General features: G+C 31.0%; 28 protein-coding genes. 21 read left to right on the top strand and 7 right to left on the bottom strand.

The genetic code is table 11. The features are described 5' to 3' along the window. Positions 1-9 precede the first annotated feature (9 nt). From EDC42_RS00750 to EDC42_RS00675, 15 genes are all read left to right on the top strand, one after another. Positions 10-339 carry a tetrahydromethanopterin S-methyltransferase subunit B gene (locus tag EDC42_RS00750; RefSeq protein WP_069575657.1) on the top strand — a complete coding sequence of 110 codons (330 nt, stop codon included), beginning with the start codon at positions 10-12 and terminating at the stop codon, positions 337-339. Beyond that, positions 340-1,056, top strand: coding sequence for a tetrahydromethanopterin S-methyltransferase subunit A (gene mtrA / locus EDC42_RS00745; RefSeq protein ID WP_069575656.1), 717 nt, complete (start codon positions 340-342; stop codon positions 1,054-1,056). 13 nt (positions 1,057-1,069) lie between these two features. After that, positions 1,070-1,276 (top strand): tetrahydromethanopterin S-methyltransferase subunit F, encoded by a 207-nt coding sequence (locus tag EDC42_RS00740; protein ID WP_069575655.1) that lies wholly within the window; start codon positions 1,070-1,072, stop codon positions 1,274-1,276. Between the two features lie 10 nt (positions 1,277-1,286). Further along, a complete protein-coding gene (gene mtrG, locus EDC42_RS00735) occupies positions 1,287-1,526 on the top strand; it encodes a tetrahydromethanopterin S-methyltransferase subunit MtrG (protein ID WP_069575654.1) in 240 nt (79 codons plus the stop codon). A gap of 15 nt (positions 1,527-1,541) precedes the next feature. Continuing rightward, complete coding sequence (mtrH, locus tag EDC42_RS00730) at positions 1,542-2,474, top strand: tetrahydromethanopterin S-methyltransferase subunit H (RefSeq protein WP_069575653.1); 933 nt, start codon at positions 1,542-1,544, stop codon at positions 2,472-2,474. 181 nt (positions 2,475-2,655) lie between these two features. Then, positions 2,656-4,125: a methanogenesis marker 14 protein gene (locus EDC42_RS00725; RefSeq protein ID WP_069575652.1), complete on the top strand. Its 1,470-nt coding sequence runs from the start codon at positions 2,656-2,658 to the stop codon at positions 4,123-4,125. Positions 4,126-4,142: 17 nt separating this feature from the next. Continuing rightward, positions 4,143-4,751, top strand: coding sequence for an NTP transferase domain-containing protein (locus tag EDC42_RS00720; protein WP_069575651.1), 609 nt, complete (start codon positions 4,143-4,145; stop codon positions 4,749-4,751). Positions 4,752-4,806: 55 nt separating this feature from the next. Continuing rightward, complete coding sequence (locus EDC42_RS00715; protein WP_042692144.1) at positions 4,807-5,073, top strand: PRC-barrel domain-containing protein; 267 nt, start codon at positions 4,807-4,809, stop codon at positions 5,071-5,073. Between the two features lie 135 nt (positions 5,074-5,208). Beyond that, positions 5,209-5,964, top strand: coding sequence for an ABC transporter ATP-binding protein (locus EDC42_RS00710; protein ID WP_069575650.1), 756 nt, complete (start codon positions 5,209-5,211; stop codon positions 5,962-5,964). Further along, positions 5,897-7,183 (top strand): SufB/SufD family protein, encoded by a 1,287-nt coding sequence (locus EDC42_RS00705; RefSeq protein ID WP_069575649.1) that lies wholly within the window; start codon positions 5,897-5,899, stop codon positions 7,181-7,183. Before EDC42_RS00710 ends, EDC42_RS00705 begins: the two co-directional genes overlap by 68 nt. A gap of 313 nt (positions 7,184-7,496) precedes the next feature. Next, entirely contained in the window at positions 7,497-7,922 is a 426-nt protein-coding gene (locus EDC42_RS00700) for a hydrogenase iron-sulfur subunit (RefSeq protein WP_069575648.1), read from the top strand. Between the two features lie 15 nt (positions 7,923-7,937). Continuing rightward, complete coding sequence (locus tag EDC42_RS00695; RefSeq protein WP_069575647.1) at positions 7,938-8,864, top strand: NADH-quinone oxidoreductase subunit B family protein; 927 nt, start codon at positions 7,938-7,940, stop codon at positions 8,862-8,864. Position 8,865: 1 nt separating this feature from the next. Further along, a complete protein-coding gene (locus EDC42_RS00690; RefSeq protein ID WP_069575646.1) occupies positions 8,866-10,293 on the top strand; it encodes a Ni/Fe hydrogenase subunit alpha in 1,428 nt (475 codons plus the stop codon). Between the two features lie 18 nt (positions 10,294-10,311). Beyond that, positions 10,312-11,547: a 4Fe-4S binding protein gene (locus tag EDC42_RS00685; protein ID WP_069575645.1), complete on the top strand. Its 1,236-nt coding sequence runs from the start codon at positions 10,312-10,314 to the stop codon at positions 11,545-11,547. A gap of 253 nt (positions 11,548-11,800) precedes the next feature. Beyond that, positions 11,801-12,166 carry a transposase gene (locus EDC42_RS00675; protein WP_083234908.1) on the top strand — a complete coding sequence of 122 codons (366 nt, stop codon included), beginning with the start codon at positions 11,801-11,803 and terminating at the stop codon, positions 12,164-12,166. A 17-nt stretch (positions 12,167-12,183) separates the two neighbouring features. Here EDC42_RS00675 and EDC42_RS00670 read toward each other — a convergent pair whose 3' ends face one another. After that, complete coding sequence (locus tag EDC42_RS00670) at positions 12,184-13,440, bottom strand: dihydroorotase (protein WP_069575643.1); 1,257 nt, start codon at positions 13,438-13,440, stop codon at positions 12,184-12,186. A gap of 90 nt (positions 13,441-13,530) precedes the next feature. Here EDC42_RS00670 and EDC42_RS00665 point away from each other — a divergent pair, with 90 nt between their 5' ends. Beyond that, the gene (locus tag EDC42_RS00665; protein ID WP_069575642.1) at positions 13,531-14,613 is read left to right on the top strand and encodes a nucleotidyltransferase family protein; all 1,083 of its coding nucleotides are present in this window, start codon (positions 13,531-13,533) and stop codon (positions 14,611-14,613) included. On the opposite strand, the gene EDC42_RS00660 is transcribed toward EDC42_RS00665, so the two are convergent. Both EDC42_RS00660 and EDC42_RS00655 read right to left on the bottom strand, forming a co-directional pair. Beyond that, positions 14,608-15,744 carry an LIM domain-containing protein gene (locus tag EDC42_RS00660; protein WP_069575641.1) on the bottom strand — a complete coding sequence of 379 codons (1,137 nt, stop codon included), beginning with the start codon at positions 15,742-15,744 and terminating at the stop codon, positions 14,608-14,610. The two genes, EDC42_RS00665 and EDC42_RS00660, sit on opposite strands and share 6 nt — an antisense overlap. 190 nt (positions 15,745-15,934) lie before the next feature. After that, positions 15,935-16,162, bottom strand: a complete 228-nt coding sequence (locus tag EDC42_RS00655; RefSeq protein ID WP_069575640.1) for a KEOPS complex subunit Pcc1 — start codon at positions 16,160-16,162, stop codon at positions 15,935-15,937. 202 nt (positions 16,163-16,364) lie between these two features. On the opposite strand from EDC42_RS00655, the gene rplJ reads away from it, so the two are divergent. From rplJ to mfnA, 3 genes are all read left to right on the top strand, one after another. Further along, complete coding sequence (gene rplJ, locus EDC42_RS00650) at positions 16,365-16,847, top strand: 50S ribosomal protein L16 (RefSeq protein WP_069575639.1); 483 nt, start codon at positions 16,365-16,367, stop codon at positions 16,845-16,847. A gap of 499 nt (positions 16,848-17,346) precedes the next feature. Continuing rightward, positions 17,347-19,623, top strand: a complete 2,277-nt coding sequence (gene ppsA / locus EDC42_RS00645; protein ID WP_069575311.1) for a phosphoenolpyruvate synthase — start codon at positions 17,347-17,349, stop codon at positions 19,621-19,623. 60 nt (positions 19,624-19,683) lie between these two features. Next, a complete protein-coding gene (gene mfnA, locus EDC42_RS00640; RefSeq protein WP_069575309.1) occupies positions 19,684-20,841 on the top strand; it encodes a tyrosine decarboxylase MfnA in 1,158 nt (385 codons plus the stop codon). Positions 20,842-20,844: 3 nt separating this feature from the next. Here the strand turns inward: mfnA and EDC42_RS00635 are convergent, their stop codons facing one another. From EDC42_RS00635 to EDC42_RS00620, 4 genes are all read right to left on the bottom strand, one after another. Further along, positions 20,845-21,219 carry a dihydroneopterin aldolase family protein gene (locus EDC42_RS00635; protein WP_069575307.1) on the bottom strand — a complete coding sequence of 125 codons (375 nt, stop codon included), beginning with the start codon at positions 21,217-21,219 and terminating at the stop codon, positions 20,845-20,847. Next, complete coding sequence (locus EDC42_RS00630; protein ID WP_069575306.1) at positions 21,220-21,939, bottom strand: class E sortase; 720 nt, start codon at positions 21,937-21,939, stop codon at positions 21,220-21,222. A 36-nt stretch (positions 21,940-21,975) separates the two neighbouring features. Next, positions 21,976-23,145 carry a DUF515 domain-containing protein gene (locus EDC42_RS00625; RefSeq protein ID WP_069575304.1) on the bottom strand — a complete coding sequence of 390 codons (1,170 nt, stop codon included), beginning with the start codon at positions 23,143-23,145 and terminating at the stop codon, positions 21,976-21,978. 62 nt (positions 23,146-23,207) lie between these two features. Beyond that, entirely contained in the window at positions 23,208-23,903 is a 696-nt protein-coding gene (locus EDC42_RS00620; protein ID WP_069575303.1) for an archaetidylserine synthase, read from the bottom strand. A gap of 426 nt (positions 23,904-24,329) precedes the next feature. Here EDC42_RS00620 and EDC42_RS00615 point away from each other — a divergent pair, with 426 nt between their 5' ends. Next, on the top strand, positions 24,330-24,974 hold the full coding sequence (locus EDC42_RS00615) for a hypothetical protein (protein WP_069575301.1): 645 nt from the start codon (positions 24,330-24,332) through the stop codon (positions 24,972-24,974). After that, entirely contained in the window at positions 24,971-26,044 is a 1,074-nt protein-coding gene (locus EDC42_RS00610) for a rod shape-determining protein (RefSeq protein WP_069575300.1), read from the top strand. Before EDC42_RS00615 ends, EDC42_RS00610 begins: the two co-directional genes overlap by 4 nt. Position 26,045 lies beyond the last annotated feature (1 nt).

Below are 26,045 nucleotides of genomic sequence, written 5' to 3'. Positions count from 1 at the left end.
GAATTAAATATGGCTCAAATGTTACCTATGGTACAAGTTGTACCTGAAATGAATTTCGCATATGACCCTGTCTCTGGGGTTATCGGATCATCTTTAGGTTCAGGAGTTGTTCTCCTATCTATGGATGAAGTAAACGAACAAGTAGCAAAAGTAGAATTGGCTGCTGATGAATTAATGGCTTCTTTAGACCCATACACAAGTCCTGTTGGATCTTATCCTGGAAGGGAAGGTTCCTATGTTACTGCAGGATTATTAACTAACATTGTATATGGTTTCTTATTAGCATCATTCATTATATTTGCTGCATTACCAATCTTACAAGCAATGGGGGTTTTATAGATGGCTGATAAAAAAGCTCCTGCAGATGGCTGGCCGGTTATTAGTGGGGATTACATAGTAGGTGATCCTGAAAGCCCTGTTGCAGTAACAACTTTAGCTTCTCATATTGAAGCTGAACTTTCTGGAGCAGCTATTGCAGGTCCATGTAAAACAGAAAACTTAGGAATTGAAAAAGTTGTTGCAAATATTATTTCTAACCCTAATATTCGTTTCTTAATATTAGCTGGTGCTGAAGTACAAGGTCACATCACTGGTCAAAGTTTTAAAGCTTTACACGAAAATGGTGCTGATCCTGACAAAAAGAAAATTGTTGGAGCAACTGGAGCTATTCCTTTCGTAGAAAATGTTCCACTTGAAGGTGTTGAAAGATTCCAACAACAATTAGAAATTGTTGATTTAATCGACACTGAAGATATAGGAGCAATTCAATCAAAAATTAATGAATGTGTAGAAAAAGATCCAGGTGCTTTTGAAGAAGAAGCTATGGTTATTTCTGTAGAAGGCGACGACGCTGATGAAGAAGAAGGAGAAGCAATTAGGGTTGTTTCTGCTGAAACTGGTCTCATCGAAGCAAGAATTAGGGATATTAACACTAAAATCGATATGGTCGGTGCTGTTCAAAGAAATATGGCTGGTAATTATGCTGGTAAAGTTCAAGGTATAATGATCGGATTAGCTTTCACTTTAATCATTGGAGTTTTATTCTTGTTATTCTAAGGAGGAATGAATTATGGTACAAATTTCTAATAAACCAAATATAGGTGGAATGAAAACTGCAGCAGATGATGCTGAATACAGTTCAAAACTCCTTGCAAGAGAAGGTAAATTATTCGCTGGTTTACTCGCAACCAGATTTAAAGGATTTGCTATTGGTATTTGTATTGCAACTCTTTTAATCGTAATTATTCCTTTCATTGCAAAAGCAGCAGGATTATAGAGGTGTTATTATGAGTGAAGAAAATTCAATACCTCAAGTAATGGTTTCCTCAGATGAATTTAACGATGTTGTAGCTAAATTAGATGCAGCAGAAGAAAAAGTTGATTTCACTGTTGGAGAATATTATCAACGTTTAGGCCAACAAACTGGTAGAGATGTTGGTATATTATATGGTATTATACTTGGATTAATGATTTTAATTGTAGCTATTAAATTCGGTGTAGCTTCAATGTTATCTACCTTATTATAGAGGAGGATTATACTTATGTTTAGATTTGATAAAGAACAACTCGTAGTTGATGTTGCTGGTATGAAAATGGGGGGTCAACCTGGTGAATACCCTACTGTGTTAGCAGGAACTATCTTCTATGGTGGACACAATATTATTAGTGATGAAAAAGCTGGGGTCTTCGATAAAGATGCAGCTGAAGAAAGAATTAAAACAATGGAAGAAATGTCTGATGTAACTGGAAACCCTTGTGTTGTACAAACTTTCGGTGCTACTGCAGAAGCTATGGTAAAATACTTAGAATTTGTAGGAGACGTCTGTGACAAACCTTTCCTTATAGACTCAACTGCAGCTGCAGCGAAAATTGCAGGTGTAGAATACGTACAAGAAGTCGGATTAACTGAAAGAGCTGTTTACAACTCTTTAAGTATGGCTGCTGAACCTGCAGAAATTGAAGCAGTTAAAAACTCTGACATCGATGCATCCATTCTCTTAGGTTTCAACCCAATGAATCCTGGTGTTGCAGGTAAAATTGAAATCTGGGAAACTGGTGGAGATGTTATCGACAAAGGTATTCTCGAAATGGCTGAAGAATGTGGAATTACTAAACCATTCATGGATGTAGCAGTAACTCCTTTAGGTCAAGGTGCTGGACCTGCTGTAAGAACTTCTTTCGCAGTTAAATCCAAATGGGGTTACCCAGTAGGATCAGGTATCCATAACGTTCCATCTGCATGGGATTGGTTAAGAGGATACAAAAAAGAACACAAAGAAGCATGGCCTGTTTGTGATATCGGTTCTAACATCGTTCAACAAATGGCTGGTGGAGACTTCGTACTCTTCGGACCTATCGAAAATGCAAGACTTGCATTCCCTGCTTGTGGTATGGCAGATATTATGATTGCAGAAGCTGCTAAAGATATTGGTACTGAACCAGTGGAAGACCACCCAATTAACAAATTATTATAAATAAATATATGGGGTCTTGATTAGATGATTAATTTCATCTAATCCTTTATTTATATTTATTAGACCATTAACTAATTTTAAAACACTTTTTTCAGGAATAATTTATTGCATTAAATTATTTTAATAAGATTTATATTATTATAAAAAGAGATTATAACTTAAGTATAATTGAGGTTATAATATGTCTTTTTTAAGTAAAATTTTTAACAAAGGTCCTAAACCTGTTATTGCTAAATCCCGAGAAGGCAATTTAGCTACATTAACTGCTCAAAAAGCAGGTCCTGCAAGTCCAGGTGTTGTTAAAAAACCTGACACTTTTTATGTAACTGCTTCTGTTGAATTGGGTAACACTACCACTAAGTGTATTGTCATGGCAACAAATTTGAACACTAGTGAGTCTTATTTACTTAATAAAACTGTTAAAATGACAAGGGATATTAGACAACCTAAACCTGGTGAAAAAGTATTTGGTAAAACTGTTTGGGGTATTGAACTTTCCAAAGAAGCTGTAACAGAGTTGGTTAAAGATACTGTATTGGAATCTTTAAGAAAATGCAATGTTGATAAAGATAAGGATTTGGATTTTGTTGTAAGATCAACTGGAGTAACAGCTGGTTTTGCAACTGCTGAGGAAGCTGGTCAACTTATTATTGCACTTGCAGACGGATGTCTTGAAGCAGACATTCCTCCGCGTAAAATGTCCCCTGCTATGAGTATTTCTCAACTTCCTGAAAGATTACAAAAGCATTCCCTTTTAGAGAATATCATGTTTGATGGGGCAGTTGTAAGTGTAGTTCCTCCTGAAGGAAAAGAAACTGTTGCAAATGAGATGGAGGGAGAACTTGTTACTGCAGGTATTAAGTTAGGTGCTAAATGGACTGATGTGGATTATAGGAATCCTTGTGTTTCCCTTGATTTCGGTTCTACGTTAGCAGGTCGTATTGTAAATGATCATGAACCATATGCTAATACTATCGGAAACTTTTTAGGTTTAGCAGGGGTTGTTAGTGATTCATTAGCTAAGGGCTCTGGTTTAATTGATAAAAAAAATGGTGCTGCACTTGATTTATATTCTGATAAAGCAATGAAAAAAGCTAATCATAAAAAAGCCCAAGTCAATGCCTTAGAAGCACATAAATTAATTAATATCCGTAAAGTTCCAATGGATGTTGAACGGTTCGGAACTGTTCCATTAAATCCTGAAGCTGCTGAAAAAGCAGGAACTACTTTAATAGGTTGTGATGTTGGTTTTAATGGTGATAAGTTAGATGAATTAATGGAATTGGGTGCGCAATTCTATGATTCTGATGGTCTTCCAACATTACTATCTACTTTGGATTATGTAAGTACTAATATTGTTACAAGATTATTGGATGTTGCATTTGAAGAAGATGTAATTGTTCCAGGTTCTTCTTTAGGAATTACAGGAAGGGCAGGGATTACTGGTCGCAAACCTCAGCTTATTTTGGAATCTGTCCAAGATAAATTTGAGAATGTTGTATTTGTTGAAGATGGTCTTGCTTTGGGTTCTGCAATTATGGCTCGTTGTATGAATTCTATGGGCACTCCAAAAGTTCCTATTGGTGGAAAACAGGGTGGTAGATGTATTCTTAAAGACCGTATGAAAATGAATGGTGGCAAATTCGCTTAAATTTATTGTGGTTTTTCATGATTTATGCAATTTTGATGGCTGGAGGTAAAGGAACTAGACTTGAGACTCCATGTGAAAAGCCACTTTTTAGATTACATGATAAGCCTTTAATAAAATATGTGCTTGATAATTTAAAGGAATCCAAATTAATTGATAAGATTGTCATAGCTGTTAGTCCCCATTCTTGTGAAACTACTAAATATTTAAAATCATTAAATGACGATTTTGAAATTTTAGATACTTCAGGTAAAGATTATCTGGTTGATTTATCATATATTTTAGATTACTTTGAGCAAAGATCTAAAGAAGATATTTTACTTTTTATTAATGCAGATTTACCATTTATTTCTGCTGAAACAGTGGATATTGTTTTGGAGTATTATTTAAAATCAGATAAAGATGCACTTTCTGTTTTGGTGCCAGTAGAAATTTTTAATGATTTGGGGTTGGATTATTCTTATGAATTTGATGGTAATGTTCCCTCAGGATTAAATGTTTTGAAAAGTATGAATATAATTCAGGATGAAAATCAAATTGTTATTCCAAAAGTGGAATTGGCATTAAATATTAATACTCTTTTGGATAGTAAAGTTGCAGAAGAATTATACAAAGAATATTATATTTAAATATAATGAAATTAAATATTTATATAACTAAATTTAATTTTTATCAGGTGGTTTAATGGAAAATAAACAAATTCCTAGAAGAGAAGAGAAATTATGGAGCGAAATTAAAAACTATCAAGTAGCTACCAACAATGCACGTATTCTTGGTGTTCTTGATGAATTAATTATTAATGAAAAAACTGGTAAAATCGTGGATATTGCTATTAGAGTTGAAAGTGATCGTAATATTCATGTTAAAGGTGCTAAAAGAAACGGTGATTTGTTATTAGTTCCTTTCGCTAAAGTTGAAAAAGTTGGCGAATTTATCATTGTAACTGAATAATTTCAGTTATTCTTTTTTTATTTATTTTACTTTTTTTAATTTATTTTTAATGTTTTCCTCTTATGTGATAACTATTTATAGGTTATAATCTAAAAACTATATTATTAAAAGTTCATATTTATAAAAGGTGATTATATGTTACTTGAAATAGAAAATTTGGCTGTTGAAGTAGCCGGAAAAAGAGTTTTAAAAGGTGTTAACCTTTCAATTGCTGAAGGCGAAACTCATGTTCTTTTAGGACCGAATGGTGCTGGTAAAAGTACATTATTCTTAACTATTTTAGGTTTTCCACAATATGATGTTGTAGAAGGATCTATTAAATTTAAAGGTCAAGATATAACTAACTTAACTACTGCTGAAAGAGTTCAATTAGGCATTGGTGTGAGTTTTCAAACTCCTCCTGCAATTAGGGGAATTTCTGTTGGAGATTTATTAAAGATTATATCTAATCAAGATGTTAGAGAAGAATTAAACCCAAGAATGAAAGAATTAGCTAATCAGCTTAAATTTAGTGATGAATTTTTAGATCGTGATGTTAATTTAGGATTTTCAGGCGGTGAAGTAAAACGTTCTGAAATATTACAATTACTTGCTCAAATGCCTGATTTCACCATGTTTGATGAACCTGATTCTGGTGTGGATATTGAAAATGTAGAGTTATTAGCTTCTGAAATTGGAACTTTATTAGATAAGGATAAACCACAACGTATTAGACAAAGAAGTGGTCTTTTAATTACTCATTTAGGTTATATTTTAAACTTTGTTAGTGCAGATAAAGCGCATGTTTTAATTGATGGAGTAATTTCCTGTTCTGGAAACCCTAATGAAATTCTCGAAGATATTAGAAAAAGCGGTTTTAACGGATGTGTTGAGTGTGCGCAATGTTTATGAAGATGCTGAAAGGGCAAAAGATAAAAAAGCAGCAATTGGTGCTGATATCACTATTGAAAATTTTACTGATGAAACAATCAATGCAATTGATATGATTGATGATTTAGATGATTTAAGTAAACAGACTAAAAAAGATTTATTAAAAGTTGGTGTTGACACTAATGAAGAAAATAGGGCGGGTTCATTTTTACAAGTTGATCAAAGTAATATTTTTACCAACAATTCCATTTCAGATTCAATTGAAGTAATGAATATGGGTATAGCATTGGAAAAATATTCCTGGTTAGAAGATTATATGTGGAATGTTGTTAAGCCAGATGCTGATAAATACACTGCTAAAACTGCATTAAGAGAAAAAGAAGAAGGTGTTACAAGCGGTTATTTTGTTAGATCTCTTCCAAGCACTAAAGAAGTAATGCCTGTTCAAGCTTGCATGTTTATTAGTGATGCAGATATTATGCAAACTGCTCATAATGTAATAATTGCCGAAGAAAACTCTGAATTACATTTAATCACCGGTTGTGCTACTGGTGATGACATTTCATCTGCAATGCATGTTGGTGTTTCTGAAATGTATTTAAAACCAGGTTCAAAAATTACTTTTACAATGGTTCACAATTGGGCAGAAGAAGTAGAAGTACGTCCAAGAACTGGTATTAAATTAGAGGATAATTCAACTTACATTAATAATTATATTTTAACAAGTCCTGTTAGCACTATTCAATCTTTCCCTACTGCATACTGTGATGGTAAAAATTCTCGTGCTATTTTCCAAAGTATTCAAGGTGGTAAAAAAGATTCCATCATTGATGTAGGATCTAGAGCATTATTAAATGCTGAAGGTGCTAAAGCAGAAGTTATTTCAAGAGCAGTTGCTCAAGATGAATCTAAAATATATGCTAGAGGACATTTAGCAGGTATTGTTCCTAATGTTAAAGGACACTTAGAATGTCATGGTTTAGTTTTATCAGATGACAGTTTTATTTATGCAGTTCCTGAACTTGAAGCTAGTTCCACCAATTTGGAAATGTCTCATGAAGCTGCTGTGGGTAAAATTTCTGAAGATGAAATTAATTATTTAACATCTCGTGGAATACCTGAAGAGGAAGCCGAATCCATGATTGTTAGAGGATTTTTAAACATGGACATCACTGGCCTTCCTGATGAATTAGCACAACAAACTCAAAACATGATTGACATGAGTCTTGATGGAATGTAATTCCATCTTGTTTTTCTTTTTTTATTTATTTCTAATTTTATTTTCATTTTTCCAAAAACCTTTTTTAGTATATAAAGTTTTTGGCTTTATTCTCTAAGTAACCTTTATATTAATTATAAATGAAATATATTATTCAGTACATAATGTAATGCTGAGCTAGCTCATTACGTACAGAAATTGTGTTTTTAAGGCGTACCTAAACGGTATTCTTTAAAAAAAATTTTAAAATTTTTTAAAAAAGTTTAAAATTGATTTAGAATGACAAAAATGTTTTTCTAAATTGGAGAAATATTTATAGAGGAGGAGAAACTCTATGGCTGATGATGTAAAAATTGTAATGTTTTGTTGCAACTGGTGTTCCTATGGAGGAGCAGACACAGCAGGTACTGCACGTATGCAATACCCACCGAATATCAGAGTTATTCGTGTAATGTGTTCTGGAAGAATTGACCCACAATTTATTTTAAAAGCATTTAAAGAAGGTGCTGATGGTGTATTTGTAGCTGGATGTCACATGGGTGACTGCCACTATGATGCTGGTAACTATAAATTAGATCGTAGAATGAGATTAGTTTATAAATTAGTCGAAGATATGGGAATTGGAAAAGAAAGACTTCACCACGATTGGATTTCCGCATCTGAAGGTGAAAAATTCTCTGAAGCTGTTAAAATGATGGTTAGCAGAATCAAAGGATTAGGTCCAGCTCCATTGAAAAAACAATTAAATGCTGAAGGATAAATTGGAGGAATGAATATGGCAGATAAAGTAAAAATAGGAACTATGTGGTTTGGCGGATGTTCCGGTTGCCACTTATCCATTGCAGATTTCCACGAATCTTTAATTGATGTTATGGAATTCGCTGACTTCGAATTCTCTCCTGTACTCATGGATACTAAATATGATGAAGTACCAGAATTGGACATTATTATTGTCGAAGGTGGAATCAGAAATGATGAAAACAGAGAATTATCAGAAATGTTAAATGAAAAATCAAACATGGTTATTGCTTATGGAACTTGTTCTTGCTACGGTGGTATTCCAGGTCTTGGAAACTTATGGACTGTTGAAGAATTAGAAGAAGAAGCATACATTAATTCTGTATCTACTGTAAACCCTGAAGGAATTATTCCTCATGAAGATGTACCTCATCTCGAAAGCAGAGTAAGACCTATTGGTGAAACTATGGATATTGATTTAATGATTCCAGGTTGTCCACCTCGTTCAGATGTTGTAGCTGAAGCTATTCTAACATTATTAAAAGGGGAAACAATTGAACTACCATCTACTAACCTTTGTGAAGTATGTCCTAGAGAAAAACCACCTGCTGGTTTAGCTATGGACTTCATTAAAAGACAATTTGAATTAGGTGCTCCTGAACCTGATTTATGTTTAATTAGTCAAGGATTAGTATGTATGGGTCCTGCAACAGTATCTTTATGTGGAGCAGAATGTCCTGCAATTGGTATCCAATGTAGAGGATGTTATGGTCCTACTGCAAAAGTATTGGATCAAGGAGCAAAAATGATCAGTGCAATTGCATCTGATTATGGTGTACAAGAAGATAAAACTGTTGATCCTGAAACTGTTGCTGACCAATTAGATGATATTGTAGGTACTTTCTACACTTATACATTACCTGCAGCATTAGTTCCAATGAAAATGCAGAAAGGAGGAGAATAATATGGTTAAACTTACTATGGAACCTGTTACTCGTATCGAAGGACACGCTAAAATTACCGTGCATCTTGATGATGCTGGAAACGTTGAAGAAACAAGATTACATGTTATGGAATTCAGAGGATTCGAAAAATTCTTACAAGGTCGTCCTGTAGAAGAATTAGCAAGAATCGTACCAAGAATCTGTGGTATTTGTGATGTACAACACCACTTAGCAGCAGCTAAAGCAGTTGACCAAATTTTTGGATTTGATGATTATGACATTTTACCTGCTGCATACAGAATGAGAGAAATTATGAACTGGGGTTCATACATGCACTCCCATGCTCTTCATTTCTACTTCTTAGCTGCACCAGATTTAATTATTCCTAACGGAACCAGAAAAACTAGAAATGTTTTCCAAGTTATTAAAGACATGCCTGAAGTTGCACTTCAAGCTATTAATATCAGAAGAAACGGTTTAGAAATGGTTAGAAAAATAGGTGGTCGTCCAATTCACCCTACTTCTTCTACTCCTGGTGGTATTTCTACCGAATTAGATGATGAAACTCAAAAAGATTTACTCAACAGAGCTAAACAAAATGTTGAATTAGCACAAGCTACTTTAGATTTAGCTATTCCTGTATTTGAAGAAAATATTGACTTAATTTCTTCATTAGGTAATTTTGGAGATACTAGACACTGTGGTCTTGTAAAACCTGATGGAACTTGGGATGTATACAATGGTAATGTAAAAATCAAAGATAAAGATGGAAGTGATCTCTTAGAATACAGAAATGAAGAGTACACTGACATTGTTGCTGAGCATGTAAAACCTTACTCCTGGTTAAAATTCCCATACATTAAAGAATTAGGTTATCCAGAAGGTATTTACAGAGTTGCACCATTATCAAGAATTAATGTTTGTGATGACATGCCTAAAGAAGCACCTCTTGCAAGAGATGCTCTTAAAGACTTCCGTTCAGCTTTCGGATATGCACAAGCACCATTATTATTCAACTATGCTAGACTCATTGAATTATTAGCATCTGCTGAATGTGCTGCTGCTGCATTAGAGGAAGATTTATCTGGTCAAAAATTCCCAGAAGAATTAGAAAGAACTGAAGGTAAAGGTGTAGGTATTGTAGAAGCTCCTCGTGGTACTTTAATCCACCATTACGAATCTGATGAAAATGGATTAACCACTAAAGCTAACATTGTTGTTGCTACAATCCAAAACAACCCTGCTATGGAAATGGGTATTCACCAAGTTGCTAAAGATTACATCAAACCTGGTGTTGAAGTAGATGACAAAATCTTCAACTTGATGGAAATGGTTATCAGAGCTTACGACCCATGTTTATCTTGTGCTACTCACTCAATGGATAGTCAAATGAGATTAGCTGAAGTAGATATTGTAGACAGTGAAGGAAACCTCATTAAAAAATTCTAAATTTAAGGGGGTTTATTAATGATTGTATTTAATGATGATGGCTGTATTAAATGTGGGGCATGTCAAGGTACTTGCCCTACTTCAGCTATTGAAGTAACACCTAATGCTATTGTACATTGTGACACTTGTGGTGAAGAACCAAAATGTGCTGATGTTTGTCCTAATGGTGCATTAAAAGTAGAAGAATATGAAATTGCTGAAGGTATTTCCCAAGCAAGATTAGTGTTTAACTCTATTTTATGTGACCAATGTGGTAAATGTGAAGAAGTTTGTCCACAAGAAACTATTAAAGTCACTGGTACAAAATTAAAAGAAGTTGAAGGTTTCTGTGTAATGTGCCAAAAATGTGTTGACATTTGTCCAGTTGATGTAATTGGTGTTCCTGGTGTTAAAGAACCTGCAGAATATGACTTAGATCTCAAAGGAAAAGGTCCAGTATACATTAAAGATTGTGTTGGATGTGGAACCTGTGTTGATCCATGTCCTGTAGGAGCTATCACTCTTGATGAAGTAGGAAGTCCAGTTACTGTAAATGATGATTGTATTAGATGTGGATTATGTTCCCAAACTTGTCCATGGAATGCAATATTCATTGCTGAGAAAAAACCTATCAAACGTACAAAAGAAATTAAATCATTTACTTTCGATTCAGCTAAATGTATTGGATGTAATACTTGTGTAGAAGCATGTCCTGGTGATTTCATTGCTGCTAACAGTTCTAGTTTAACTGTTGCTATTCCTAGTGTATGTGCAGCATGTAGTTTATGTGTAAACCTTTGTCCTGTTAATGCATTAGAAATTGATGTTGAATGGGGTGAAGGTTCACCTGTGGATGCGGAAGGTATTGGAAGAGATGTAGAAAAATGTGACTTTATTGGAGCATGTGCTAACAAATGTCCTACTGAAGCTATTCGTGTAGTTACCAAAACTGGTATGTCCTGTCCAGCTTTAGTAGAAACTGATGCTGAACCATCTTTCACTAGTTGTATTAGATGTGGAGCTTGTGCTTCTGTATGTTCTAATGATGCATTAAAAGTTGAACAATACGAAGTAACCATTAATGGTGAAGCTGTTGCTAGGGATAGAATTGCATTCAACCCATCTAAATGTAATCAATGTGGTGACTGTATCGAAGCATGTCCTTATGATATGATTCACAAAACAGAAAATCCTAAATTACCAATTGCAGGATTCTGTACTTTATGTGGTCAATGTCTTGAAGCATGTCCTGAAGATGCATTATGCTACAAATAGGTGTGATAACACACACCTTATTTTTTCTTTTTTTTAAAATTCTTATTTTGTTATAATTATTTGCTTTTATTAAAAATGGTAATTCTACTGTTTTTGATCGTAATTTGTAGATTTTTTGTGCTTTGGGTATTTCCATTTTTCGTTGCATTTTGATTTTATGGGTCATATATTTGGAATATCTATTATCTGCACTATTTAATTGCAAAAATTCCGAATAAAATAAAAATAAACATGATTGAATACCAATCAATAAATTGCCAATCATACATCGAAGAAACTAAAAAAATCAAATGCATATACCTTTTTAATATCATTATGTAAATTCCACCACAAAGAAAAGAAAATAAACATTGTTTTAGGCAATGCAATGATCCATACTGCAAAAATGGTTCAAAAAGCTGCAGAAATATTAAATATAAATTTAATATTTTTAAGACAATACTGTCCAGATTTAAATCCAATAGGAGACATTTGGAGAGCAATTAAAAAAATAACATATAAAACAAATTACAACTCCACAAAAAATTTAATAAACTTATTTAAAGATAAATTCTATGAAATTATTGGATTAAAATCATTTTATGAAAATTGGCTAGAACAAAATGTTATAAATTTTTAAAGAGGAACTATATTTTTTTATAATTTATCCATTACTGGGTTTCCGTTTACTATTGTCATTACTGGTTTTCCAATATAATTCCAACCGTCAAATGGAGAATATGTTGCTTTTGTTTTGAATTCATCTATATTGAATTTACCTTCTTGTCTCAAATCAATTACTGTAAAATCAGCATCTTTTCCAATAGCTATTTCCCCTTTATTTTTAAGTCCATAGGCCATTGCAGCATTTTTAGAAAATATTTTTGGAATTATATCTAACTTAATATTTCCTTTATTTACTTCAGTTAATATTAATGGTACAACAGTTTCTAAATTTGGTATTCCTGGTGATGAATTCCAAACTCCTTTTGTTTTATCTTCGATTTTATGTGGTGCATGATCAGTTCCTATTATTGAAGTTTCATCTAAATCCTCTATCCTTACGCTTTCATTTTTTGGTCTTAATGGAGGATTTGTTTTTATGAATGTTCCATATGTATTGTAGGCGGTGTTATCTAATAATAAATGATGTGGTGTGAATTCCCATGTTACATCCATATTTTTACTTGCATTTTTTGCTATATGCAATGATTTAGCTGAACTTAAATGGCATATGTGTAATTTTAAATCATTTTTTTTTGCAAGTTCAATAGATTGTATTACAGATGCGTCTTCACTTGTTGTAGGTCTAGCATAAGTATAATCAATAGGAATATTTTCTTTCTTTTCTTTTAATTTTGCAGTTTCATTTTCAACAATGGATTTTTTTTCACAATGTACTGCAACAAGACCATTATATTTTGTATTTTCTTTTAATATTGATAAATTTTTAAATATCTCTTCTAAACTTTCATCGTTTTCTAAATCCATAAATATCTTGAAAGAAATAGGATTCAATTTTATCATCTTTTTCATTTCTTCAAGATTATTAGGTCCTGCTTGAAGCTCAAAATTAACAACGGATTTCTTTTTTGCAATTTCAATTTTTTCTTTAAGTGCTTCATAGGTGTTTGTTTTAGGGATGGTGTTTGGCATATCAATCACAGTTGTAAATCCTCCATTTGCAGCACTTTTGCTTCCTGTTTTAAAGTCTTCTTTTTGAGTTAATCCGGGATCTCTAAAATGGATATGGGGGTCAATAAAACCAGGCATTATATAGTTGCTTTTAATATCAATTACTTTATCTGCTTTTAGTGGTGTTTTTGATATTTTTGTTATTTTACCATTTTCTACTTTAATTGAATACTCTCCAATTTTATTAACTAGTTTACAATTTTTAATTACTAAATCCATTGTTAATCTCCTATGATTATTGATTTCATATTTGTTTTTTTATATTTTTAAATCATAAGTTTTTTTAATCTAAAAGTTATATTTATTTTCATGTCCCAAGTTTTAGATATTCTCAAAAGAGATAAGGAATTATTTTTCAGTGATGTTGAGATGGAATGTAATAATTCAGATACTTCTTCAGATATGAATTTGATAGCAGATTTCACTGAATATAATCCTTTACATAATGGTCATTTTCATTGTATGAAAACTGCAAAACATATGTTTCCTGATTCATTATTTGTTGCTATTGTACCTGGACTATTTGAAAGAAGTGGTAGAGGTATTCCATATATATTACCAAGAGAAATTAGGGCAGAGATCGCAATTTCAGTTGGAGCGGATATTGTTGTTGAAGGTCCACCAATGGGTATTATGGGGTCTGGTCAGTATTCATTATGTCTTTGTAAGATGTTTAAATCATTAAACACAGATTATATTCCAAGAGGATACAAACCAAAAGAAGGTTTTGATGAAATTTTAAAAAGGATAAATTTAGGACATCATATAGCTCCAAAACCTTATAAAATTGTAGACAAAACGGCTCATGAGACTATTTTAAATGATAAACTTGAAGAGGATAATTATGTTATAACATCATTTTCAAATTCTTTAAGTAAAATAGGATTTGATTATACAAATAAATTTATTTTTGTTAAAAGAATTGAAGGTGTAAGCGGAACTTTAATTCGTGAAAGTATTCAAAAAGATAATTTTGATAATGTTTTAAATATGATGCCTTCAGAAACTATTGAAGTTTTAAAAAGAGAAATCAAAAATAATTCAATAATTTATGGAATTCGTGATGTTGAATCAATCTTGGATACTGCCAATACATTTAATTTTGAAGAATTATCTGCATTAAACTTATTTAATGAAAAACTGGCTAAAAATATTGTTAATAATAAACCTTATGAGAATTTGGATGAATTGGAAAAAGTGATTTTACATGGATTTTCATCTCATTTTCACCAAAGAGTTTTAAGTATTTTAGAAAATCCCATTCCTAAAAAAATTATTTCTAAATATATTGAAAAATATCCATCAAATATTAGGGTTTTAGGTTATAGAAATAAAGAAATTCTGGAAAAATTCATAAAAAAAGTAAATAATGAAAATATTTCATTATTATAATTGTGTTAAAATACTATTAATTACATTTTGCGGATTTCTAATCGCAAATACTGCATCCATAAATGTTGGATAAGTTGAACTTAATAAGAATAAGTAAACGATGTAGTATATTACAATTAATATTACAATAACTAAAATTATTGTTAATAATATGTCGACAACACCCATTGGTTCTTTTTCGTCTTTATAATTTAAATTATGGATGTTTTTATCTTCACTTGCAGTTATTAATTCCTCTTCATTATTTTTGTTCCTTCTTAAACCAAAGAGTTTTTTACCTTTACTGGATTCTAATTCTTCTTTAAGAGTTGAATCAATGCTTTGTGTATCTGTCATTAATCCTTGTTCTTTTAAAATTTCAGCTCTAATTCTTGCTTCCATTTCTTCGGGGGTTTCTATTATTGGTTCATCTTTTTGAGTTGGTATTTGTGGTTCAACAATGTTTTTAGGTTTAGAAGCATATTCTTTTCTAGTTAATGATCCGTATTGGGCTTCATCTTTTGCTAATTGTTCGCCTAATGGAACTTCATTTTCATCGAAGTACAAATCATCAAGATATTTTTCATATTTATCTTCTAATTCTTGTCTGGCACTAGTTGTTGGTGGTTCATAATCATGATCAGGATATATAAAATCATCCTTGTTCATTGAATTCAATGTTGGTTGTTTTATGTCTAATTCATTTTGAGCAACTTGTGGTTGTTGTTCTACTTGAGGTTTTTGATAAATATCGGAATCTATTGTGTAAGATGATTCAAGTCCTCCAGTATATTCGATATTTTCTTTTATATTGTATGGTGAATCATCACTTATTCCTTTAAATTCCTTTGAAGGAACTTCCTCTTGAGGAGTATATGGTATCTCAAAATCTGTTTCCTCTTGTGGTTGGTATATATTATCATCTACACTTTGAGCATTAACTTCAGGTGATTCTGTTACGATTGGGTTTTGTTCATCAGATTTATTTTCTTCCGGAATATTATTTTGAATTCCAAGACCTACAATTTTCTCTAAACATTCTTTACAGTAAACTTTACCTGCAATTTCTAAACTACATTCTCCACAAACAGATTTTCCACATATTGCACAATTAGCTGTACTTTCTTTTTCAGGATGATAATAACATTCCATAAATTACACACTCTAAATGAATTAATTAAACTAATATAATAAATTAATATATCTTTTTTGTAATTATATAAAACTTTTTATAATCAATTATTTGTTGAACATTTTATGCTATTATAAATAAAATAAGTGGTTTGTTTCATGTCTAAAAATGTTGATTTTAAAGATTATCTGATGAATATGTCTAATAAAATTATTGTGTTGCATCTAATATTTTTTCAATAACAATCTCAGATGCAATTAAATCATCTGCTGTTGCTAAAAAGCTACCTAATGTTTCACTATTAATCTCATAAATTATTTTATCTTCTTTTAATTTTGATTTTAAATAATTTTTATTATCTATTTCCAATGAATTAAATATTAATTCTGCAGATTCTTTATTATTGTAATCTAAGTATATTTTTCCTTTAACATTCATTTTTCCACTTTTTTAATTTCTACTTTTTTTAATATTTTTTCAAGATTATGGTAACATTTATTAATAACTTAATTAATATATTTAAGTATTCTATCTATTACGATATATAATTTTTATATAGCTATTATGGACTTTGATTATATTATAGCTATTTTTAATTAAAACATGTTTTTCATGTCATATTTATTTCGGAGGAATTATTATGGTTCGTGCTTATACAAGAAGAGATTATATTAGAAAAACCCCAAATTCAAGAATTGTACAATATGATATGGGTAATTTAAAAGACGAATTCCCAGTATCTGTAAGTTTAGTTGTTAAAAAACCAGCCCATATTAGACACAACTCTTTAGAAGCTGCAAGGATTGCTTCTAACAGATTAATGCAAAGGGCTGCAGGTAGGTTGGGCTACCACTTAAAATTAAGAGTTTATCCTCACCAAATCGTAAGGGAAAACCCAATGGCAACTGGTGCAGGTGCGGATAGGGTACAAAGCGGTATGAGAAATGCTTTCGGTAAACCTATCAGTGTTGAAGCTATTGTTAAAAAAGGTCAAAGAATTGTTACTATTGATTGTAATGAGAAAAACTTTGAACAAGCTAAAGTTGCATTAAAAAGAGCAGGCATGAAATTGCCAGTTCCATGCAGAATCGTTGTTGATAAAGGTGCAGATTTAGTTAAATAGATTTTTTAACTATTTTCTTTTACTATTTTTATTTTCTATTTTATAGTTTTCTACTAATTTTTTACTTTTTGTAATTCAACTTGAAATTTTAGATATATAACTTTTTCGCTGCAGAAATCCTCTATTTTTCATTATATTGATTTAATGTTTAATTGTCTTTTTTTTAAAGGATTAATTTTGTTTATTTATATTGTGCGTATGTAGAATTGATAAAAACAAATATTCAGATATTTATTAATTAGAATAAAGAATTCATGTAACAATGTTGAAGTATATTTATTGCAATAAAATAAAATGTAAGGAAATAGGAATAAACTCCTAAACACTATTTTTTTTAATATTGTTAATTTTAACAAAATTTCTCAATGGATTTCAACATAGTCTGTTTTATAATTAAATATTTAAACTTTAAATTTTATATTATTATATAATATTGACTATATTCTTTATTTTAAAATATTTGTCAATGTATTAATTTCAAGCCAAGAGGTTATATTTCATGTATGTTAAAAAATTTGAGGATTTAAATAAATCCGATATTCCAATTGCTGGAGGAAAAGGAGCTAATTTGGGTGAATTAACTCAAGCAGGCATTCCAGTACCTCCGGGTTTTGTTGTAACTGCACAAACTTATGAAAAATTCATGGTGGAAACAGGAATTAATGATCAAGTTTTAAGTATTCTTGATGAAATTGATATCAATGATACTAAGGCTCTTCAAGCAGCTGCTGAAGAAATTAAAGCTATTATTAATGAAGTTCCTATTCCAGAAGATATGATTTTAATTATTACTGAAGCTTACAATCAGCTTTGTCAAAGATGTGGCGAAGAGGATGTTGAAGTAGCTATTAGATCTTCTGCTACTGCAGAAGATTTACCGGAAGCTTCATTTGCAGGTCAACAAGACACTTATTTATATGTTTCTGGCACTGATTCAGTATTAGAATATGTGAGAAAATGTTGGGCTTCATTATTTGAAGCAAGAGCTATATTTTATAGGGAAGAGAATAACTTTGAACATTCAAAAGTTTTAATTGCTGTCGTTGTTCAGAAAATGGCAAATGCTGACAAAGCAGGTGTAATGTTTACTGTAAATCCCTCTACTGGTGAAGACATCGCTTTAATTGAAGGATCTTGGGGTCTTGGAGAATCTGTTGTATCTGGTGATGTGACTCCTGATAATTATCAAGTTGCTAAAAAAGATAATGATATTATCAATGTTACTGTAAGTGACAAAAAAGTCATGTATGTTAATGATGAAAACGAAACAAGTGTGAAAGTTGATGTTCCAGAAGACATGAGAAATGAAAGAGTATTGTCTGATGAGGAACTCATTGAATTAACAGAAATGGGTAAACGAGTTCAGGCTCATTACGGTGAGCCAATGGATACTGAATGGGCATTTGAAAAAGGAGAATTATTCTTATTACAAGCAAGGCCGATCACTACATTAGGGGATGTTACTGGAGAAAGTGTTGAAACTTCTTCTGATACTGGTGAAGTTTTAGTAAGAGGTCTTGGTGCAAGTCCGGGTATGGCTTCTGGTAATGTTAAAATTATTTTGGACATTGATGAATTAGATAAAATTAAAGATGGGGACATAATGGTTACTACGATGACTACTCCAGACATGGTTCCAGCTATGAAAAGATCAAGTGGAATTGTAACTGATGAAGGTGGAGTAACATGCCATGCATCTATTATTTCCCGTGAACTTGGAATTCCTTGTGTTGTAGGTACTGGTGATGCTACAACTATTTTAAAAGAAAATACTGGTGTAACTATTGACGGTAAAAAAGGATTAGTATTTGATGGAATTTCAGAAATTAAAGAAGAAGCAGTACAGGTAAAAGTTAGTGCTGAAGCAGCTCCAGTTATAACTGTCACTGAAGTAAAAGCTAATGTGAGTATGCCTGAAGCAGCAGCAAAAGCAGCTGCAACTGGTGCAGATGGTGTTGGATTGCTTAGAACTGAACACTTAATGTTGACTGCTGGTATTCACCCTGGAAAATTCATCGCTGATGGGAGGGAAGATGAATTGATTGATACTATTGCTGAGAATGTTATGATAGTGGCAGATGAATTCTATCCAAAACCTGTATGGTATAGAACATTAGATGCACCTACTGATGAATTTATCACATTGGAAGGTGGAGAAAATGAACCTGAAGAACACAATCCAATGCTCGGTTGGAGAGGAATCAGAAGAGAATTGGATCAGCCTGAAATTCTTAAATGTGAATTCAAGGCTATTAAAAAATTACATGAAAAAGGATACACTAACATTGGAATCATGATTCCATTATCACAGAGTCCTGAAGAACTTAAACAAGCTAAATCACTTTGTTCTGAAATTGGTTTAGAACCTCATAAAGATGTTGATTTTGGTATGATGGTTGAAATTCCAGCTGCAGCATTAACTATTGAAGATTATATTGATGTAGGAATTGACTTTGTAAGTTTAGGAACCAATGATTTAACTCAATATACTCTTGCTGTTGACAGGAACAATGAATATGTTGCAAAGCATTATTCTGAAGAACATCCTGCAGTAATGAAATTGATTGAGATGACAATCAAAAAATGTGTTGAAGCAGGTGTTAAATGCAGTATTTGTGGCCAAGCGGGTAGTGTACCGCGTATTGTTGAAAAACTTGTTGAATTTGGTATCACAAGTGTATCTTCAAATACTGATGCAATAGCTGAAGTCAGAAAAACTGTTGCTAGGGCGGAACAAAAAATTATTCTTGATGCTGCCCGTAAACGTTTAGAATAATTTTCTTATTTCTTTTTTTTATTTTTTTATTTTTATTAAATTTTAAATTTAGGTTATTTTATGGATGAAAAATCAATAGATAAAGATGTTATTTTAAAAGAATTGGATGAACTCCACAATTTGGATCATAATTATGCAGATGGTAGGATTTTAGGATCTATGTGTACTGAAGCACATCCTTTTGCAAAAGAAATTTATTATAAGTTTTTAGATACAAATTTGGGTGATCCGGGTCTTTTTAAAGGTACAAAATTAATAGAAAATAAAGTTATAGAATCTATGGGTGAAATTTTATCTATTGAAAAACCGTATGGTCATGTTGTAACTGGAGGTACTGAAGCTAATCTTATGGCAATACGTGCTGCTAGAAATCATGCAAGGAAATATAAAGGAATTGTGGATGGGGAGATAATCATCCCTGAATCTGCTCATTTTTCATTTAAAAAAGCTGCTGATATGTTAAATTTAAAGATTGTTGAAGCAGATCTTGATGATAATTATAAAATTAATGTTGGATCAGTTAAACGTTTAATTTCTGATAAAACAGTTGCTATTGTTGCTATTGCAGGCACTACTGAATTAGGTTTAATTGATCCAATTGAAGAAATCTCAAAAATTGCTTATGAAAATAATATATATTTTCATGTTGATGCAGCTTTTGGAGGATTTTCTATTCCATTTTTAAGAGATATGGGTTATGATTTACCTGTTTTTGATTTTTCATTAGATGGGGTTTGTTCTATAACTATTGATCCTCATAAGATGGGTTTGGCACCGATTCCTGCAGGTGGTATTCTTTTTAGAAAAGAAGAATACTTGGATGTTATGGCTGTGGATTCTCCTTATTTGACTGTTAAAACTCAGTCAACAATTGTTGGAACACGTTCCGGTGCTGCTTCTGCAGCTACTTATGCAGTTATGAAATATTTTGGAAAAAAGGGATACTCTAAATTAATTAAAGAATTGATGGACAATACTCAATTCTTAAAAGAAAATCTTGAAAAAATTGGTTATGAGATTGTTTGTGAACCAGAATTGAATCTCATTGCTTTTAATCACCCTAATATGGAAACTAATGAATTTGCAGAAAAATTAGAAGGATTTGGTTGGAAAGTTTCTGTTGCTAAGTGCCCTGTAGCTATTAGGGTTGTATTAATGAATCATATTAAATTAAATCATTTAAAAGAATTGGTGGAAGATTTAAAAGAAATATTTTAACTTTTAATCTTCTGTTATGTTTTCTACATACATTAAAGGATAATTGAGTTCTTCAATGAATTCTATCCTAATTATAGCTTTAACATTATCTACTTTTGCATATATTTTAACATCTAACATATCACCGTTAAGAGAAGTATAATCAAATTCAGTCATTGATTCTTTAAGTTTATCAAATCTGATTTTAACATTAACATCTTCGATTGCTGGTTGTAATCTTAAAGAATCCTCCATACTTTTCTCTAAGCCATTTTTGGTATATTTATTCACTGGGGTTCCTACAAATTGATGGAATAGTGCACCCATACTAATTGCACCTTCAAAAATTGCTCGTTCTCTTGTTGTTATGTTTGAGAAATATTTTTTATCAACATCCATTTATAATCCTCCATTTAAAAATATTATTTTTTCGTAAATTATTTCAGAAGGGATTGGATTTATGCAGGAATAGAATAATAATGCCGAAATTATTAAAATAACTGCTAAGATATATATTCTATTGTCTTTTGGATAGAAATAGCTGAATATACATCCAACTATAAAGAATATAGCTGTTATTATTATTGCATTTGATTCTTGTGGATTTTCTTTAATAATTTCATTATTAATAGGATTTTGTTTTTCTAATGTTCCTTCAATTATTATTCTATTTGCAGTAGACCCAATTGGATCACATGTTATTAGGAACAATGAATCGTTTCCACCTATAGGTACATCAGCAGTTCCAGGCACAATTGTTGTATTTGTTATTGTGTAATTTAATTCTCCAACTCCTGGCCATTCTAATAGTATTGAATCTCCAATTGAAAGTTCATTTAATCTGAAAAATGGTGAACCTTGAAGAGTTCTATGCCCATATAATGCTACATAATCTTTAGTGGGGATGTTTTCTCCAGGATCACTTAATACTCCTTGATTTAATGATACATTATTGATTTTTTCATTCACTCCAATGCTAGGTATCAGAATAGTTGGTGAATCTATGTTTCTTTCCACAGCTATTTTAGATGAAAAGTAGTTCACTTCTCCCATTGCATATAATCCAATTATTAATATACAAATAATAATGACTATAGTTGAAATAGTTGGTTTATTCATAGTATCACTTTTGTTAAATCTAGTATAATACTTTTCTTAATCTTGGTATGTTGAACTTATTTCATTTACCATCCAATTAGGAGCTTTTGTTGTGGGGATTGTTAATATGATATTTTCCATATTATTTATTACATATTCCACTTTATCTTGTGGTGTTTCAATTAAAAGCATATACTGTGCATTTAAATCACCTAAATTTATTTGTCTTTCGTAATTTGATAGTTTTATTCCATAATTTTTAAGTATTTCAATGGTTTTTTCTTCATCATAACCATTAATTATCGATCCTTTTATTAATTCAAGAACATCTGAGGAAAATTCTTTCGTATTTTCTTTTGGATTGGTATGGTTTCCCTTTATTATTGTATTTGATTTAGAATATTTGGAATCAATTTCTCCATTGTCTTCATATCTCATTATGGCTAAAACTGTACATCCACTTATATTTGGACTTGTATTATTTGGAGTATAATTTTCATTTGTATTATTGTTGTTTGTGTAAATGTCCACCACGCTTCCAACATTTACAAGGCCTGCTCCTGCCTGAAGTCTTGAGATTAAAATGGGAACTGATACTGTATTTGGTTCTTCAAATTTAATTTTTGATAAAACTTCTGCATTATTCTCATTTACAATTTTTATGGCTTTTGTTGTTGAAAGAATTATGTTTTTACTTTCATTTGAATATATTGCCATAGTTCGATTATATTTATCTTTATTTGTGTAAATCGATTTTTTGTGAAATGATTGCCAGTCTTTTGTTGCTGGTGTTAATATGTTTATTCGCTCAATTTCTTCGGGAGTTTTTCCATCATTAATTTGGTTTTCTAATAAAATGGAATTCTGGGAGGTTGTTAATGGTCCATTATATATTTCATGTAATTCATTTAGTTTTGTTGTTTTTGCAAGGGTTAATTCTTCTTGAGCGGGTTCATAGATTAAGAAATAATATGCTGATGAAATTAATGTAATTAATATTAATGTAGTTATTATTATGCCTATTTTCTTCTTTTTTTCATCATTTGATATTTCAACAGAATTTGGGCTTAAATAAACTCCAAGTTTATGATTTAGTTTTTTAAGTGGTGTTAGTTCATCTTCTTTTTTATTTGGTTTTGAGTATTCTTTTGTTAGTTGATTTTTTAATTTTCTTGTCTCTTCAAAACCTTTTGGATATAATGGATCTCTTGGTTTTTTATCATTCATTATTCATACTCCTAATTTTGAATAAATTTAGATGGATAATTTAATTATGGGAGCGATATTGCTCATTTTTTAATTAAATTGATTATTAGGTAGTATAAGCAGAAGAATAGTAATAGTATTGCGGGAATATTTATATTAAATAAAATCATGTCAATTGGAAGAATTAATATTATTATTAATATGCAGGATATTCCAATTAATGCCATGTTATCGAATTTAGGATATTTTATATTACTTATCATAAGTAATGAAACTATTATACTCAATAAAATTGCAATATGGGGATTGAATATTCCACTTAGATAAAATGAACCTATCATTAATGACATTCCTGGAATTGGAAATCCAATAAAATCATTAGTGTTTATTTTGCCTGCAATTACATTATATCTTGTTAATCTTAAAACTCCACAAACAACAATTAATAAGCAAACAATTGTTACTATTATTTGAAAAATGCCCGGGGTGGTGTTAATGCAACTGTAAAGAAATATTGCTGGTGCAACTCCAAATGAGACGATATCAGATAATGAATCAATATTTTTCCCAAAACCTAATTCGTCTTGCCTATTTATTTTACGCGCTACCCAACCATCTGCTGAGTCGAACATGATTGCAATAATAAGAAGGATTGCAGCTATATTGAATTCATGATTAAATGAAAAGATTATGGATAAAAATCCAGATGTCATATTTAGTAAAGATATGATATCTGATAATGCAATAAACCTTTTCATATTTGTGTTTTCAATTTTCATATTCAAACTCCAGTATTACTTTTCAATTTATTTCTTATTAATTTTATCTTTTATTCCAGTTTATTTTTATGCATGCTTGTAGTTAATTCTTAATACTACTTATTTTTATTTGTACTTATTAATTATTTTAGTTTTTTATTATTTAATTAGATTATTCTTAATGTTTTTGTTTTTAGTTATTAATTTGCTTTGATATGTCTTCAAATTACTTTTTGTTATATTTTTTTGATTATTGCCCTATAAAAGATAAAATATATATAACAATTTTTTTATAAATAGTAATGGTTAAACTTTAATAAATAGCTTATGCATTCTTTAATTTAAAATATTAAATTTGCATTTTATTTGTTTTAATTTAATATTTTTTAATAAAGGCAATGTTTATTTATATAAATTGAATTCAAATAATATTAAGTGAGTAGTTAAATGATAGAAGATAATATACGTGTTCTTAGACAAGCAGCAAAAGTTTCTTCCAATAGTGGCTATGAAATTGAAAAAAATTGGTGCGTTATTGCAGGAAATGCTGAAATAATTGATAAAATAGCTTATAAAGCTATTGCATCTAATCATCGTGTTAAAATAATATTTAGGGAACATGTAATGTTAAATGATGGTAAATTGGATAAAAAATTTGATTTTATCATGCTTTATGGCAATTCTATTGTTATTGATGAATTTAAAAAACTTGCAGATCAATATGGTGGAGCTTATGTGAGGATATTGCATAAGTATTTGATTGAAGAGCCGAATCTAATGGTATTTGTTGCTCCGGATAATGTTATTAAGAAAACGGTTTCTGTAATTGAAAAATCAAAAATATCCTTTGCAATTTTACAAGATTCACAGACTACTGCATTTATTGATGTTGACTTAAGTAATGAAGTTAAATTACCCAATTTTATTAAATCTGCATTGAAACCATTTTATAATGCGAATGAAGTTGTTTTATCAACAATTTTAATTTCCGTCGATAAAAAAGAAGAAATTAAAAAAGTTCAAAGTATAGCTACATCTAACAGAATTTTCGTCATTGACTTTAAAGATATTGTAACGGAGGATTATTCATGAACATTTTTGGAAAAGAAGAAGAAGAACCACAGATTAATGATACCAAAGTGATTAGCAATAGTTTAGGAATTGATTTAGGAACATTAAACACTGTAATTGCAAAACCTTCAGGTGATAAATTTGACTTATATCAGATACCATCTGTTGTTGCTGTTAAAAAAGATGACCCTTCAGAAGTTTTGGCTGTTGGGGAGGAAGCTAAAAAAATGCTAGGAAGAACTCCTGAAGATATTCTCGCTGTAAGACCTTTGAAAAAAGGAGTAATTGAGAATGTTGTTCAAGCTCAGGCATTATTAATTAAAGCAATGCAAATTGGTATTAATGAAGGGGAAAGTGTTGGAAGAATTGTTATTGGTATTCCTGGAGATGCTTCTGAAGTAGAAAAAAATGCTGCTGAAGAAATAGGTAGGAAAGCTGGGGCTCAAAATATTCTAGTTATTAGTGAAGGATTAGCTGCTGCTATTGGTGCAGGATTACCTATTGCTGAACCAAATGGAACTATGGTTGTTGATATTGGTGCAGGATCAACTGATATTGTTATCATTTCTCTTGGTGGTATTAATGATATTGAAACTGTTAGATGTGGTGGAGATGACATTGATAACAAAATTGTTGAACTTGTAGCTGAAAAATATGATGTAGCTATTGGTATTCATGATGCGGAATCTGCTAAAATTGAAGTAGGTATGGTTCACTGTTCTGAGCAATTAGAAAATCTCAGTGTTGAAATTATTGGTAAATCTTTAGAAACTAATAGGCCTAAAAAAGTCATCATTGATTCTATGCTTGTTGCAGAGGCAGTTGAACCTTATATGCAACAAATAATTAGTGGATTAAATATTGTCTTGGAAAGATTATCCCCTGAGTTGATGATGGGGGTTTACAATAATTCTGTTGCGGTTGGTGGAACTTCAAGACTTCGTGGTATGAAGGAAAGAATTTTTGATGAAATATCTATTCCAATAGAAGTTTCTGATGATCCTATGACTGTTGTAGCAAAAGGTACTGCAATTGTTGCTGCTGAACCTCTTGCATTAGAACCTGAAGTACGTCTTAGAGCTATGAAATAAA

Origin of the sequence: Methanobrevibacter gottschalkii DSM 11977, assembly GCF_003814835.1 — an archaeon.
Classification (GTDB): domain Archaea; phylum Methanobacteriota; class Methanobacteria; order Methanobacteriales; family Methanobacteriaceae; genus Methanocatella; species Methanocatella gottschalkii.
This window is presented reverse-complemented; position numbering and strand designations above follow the sequence as displayed.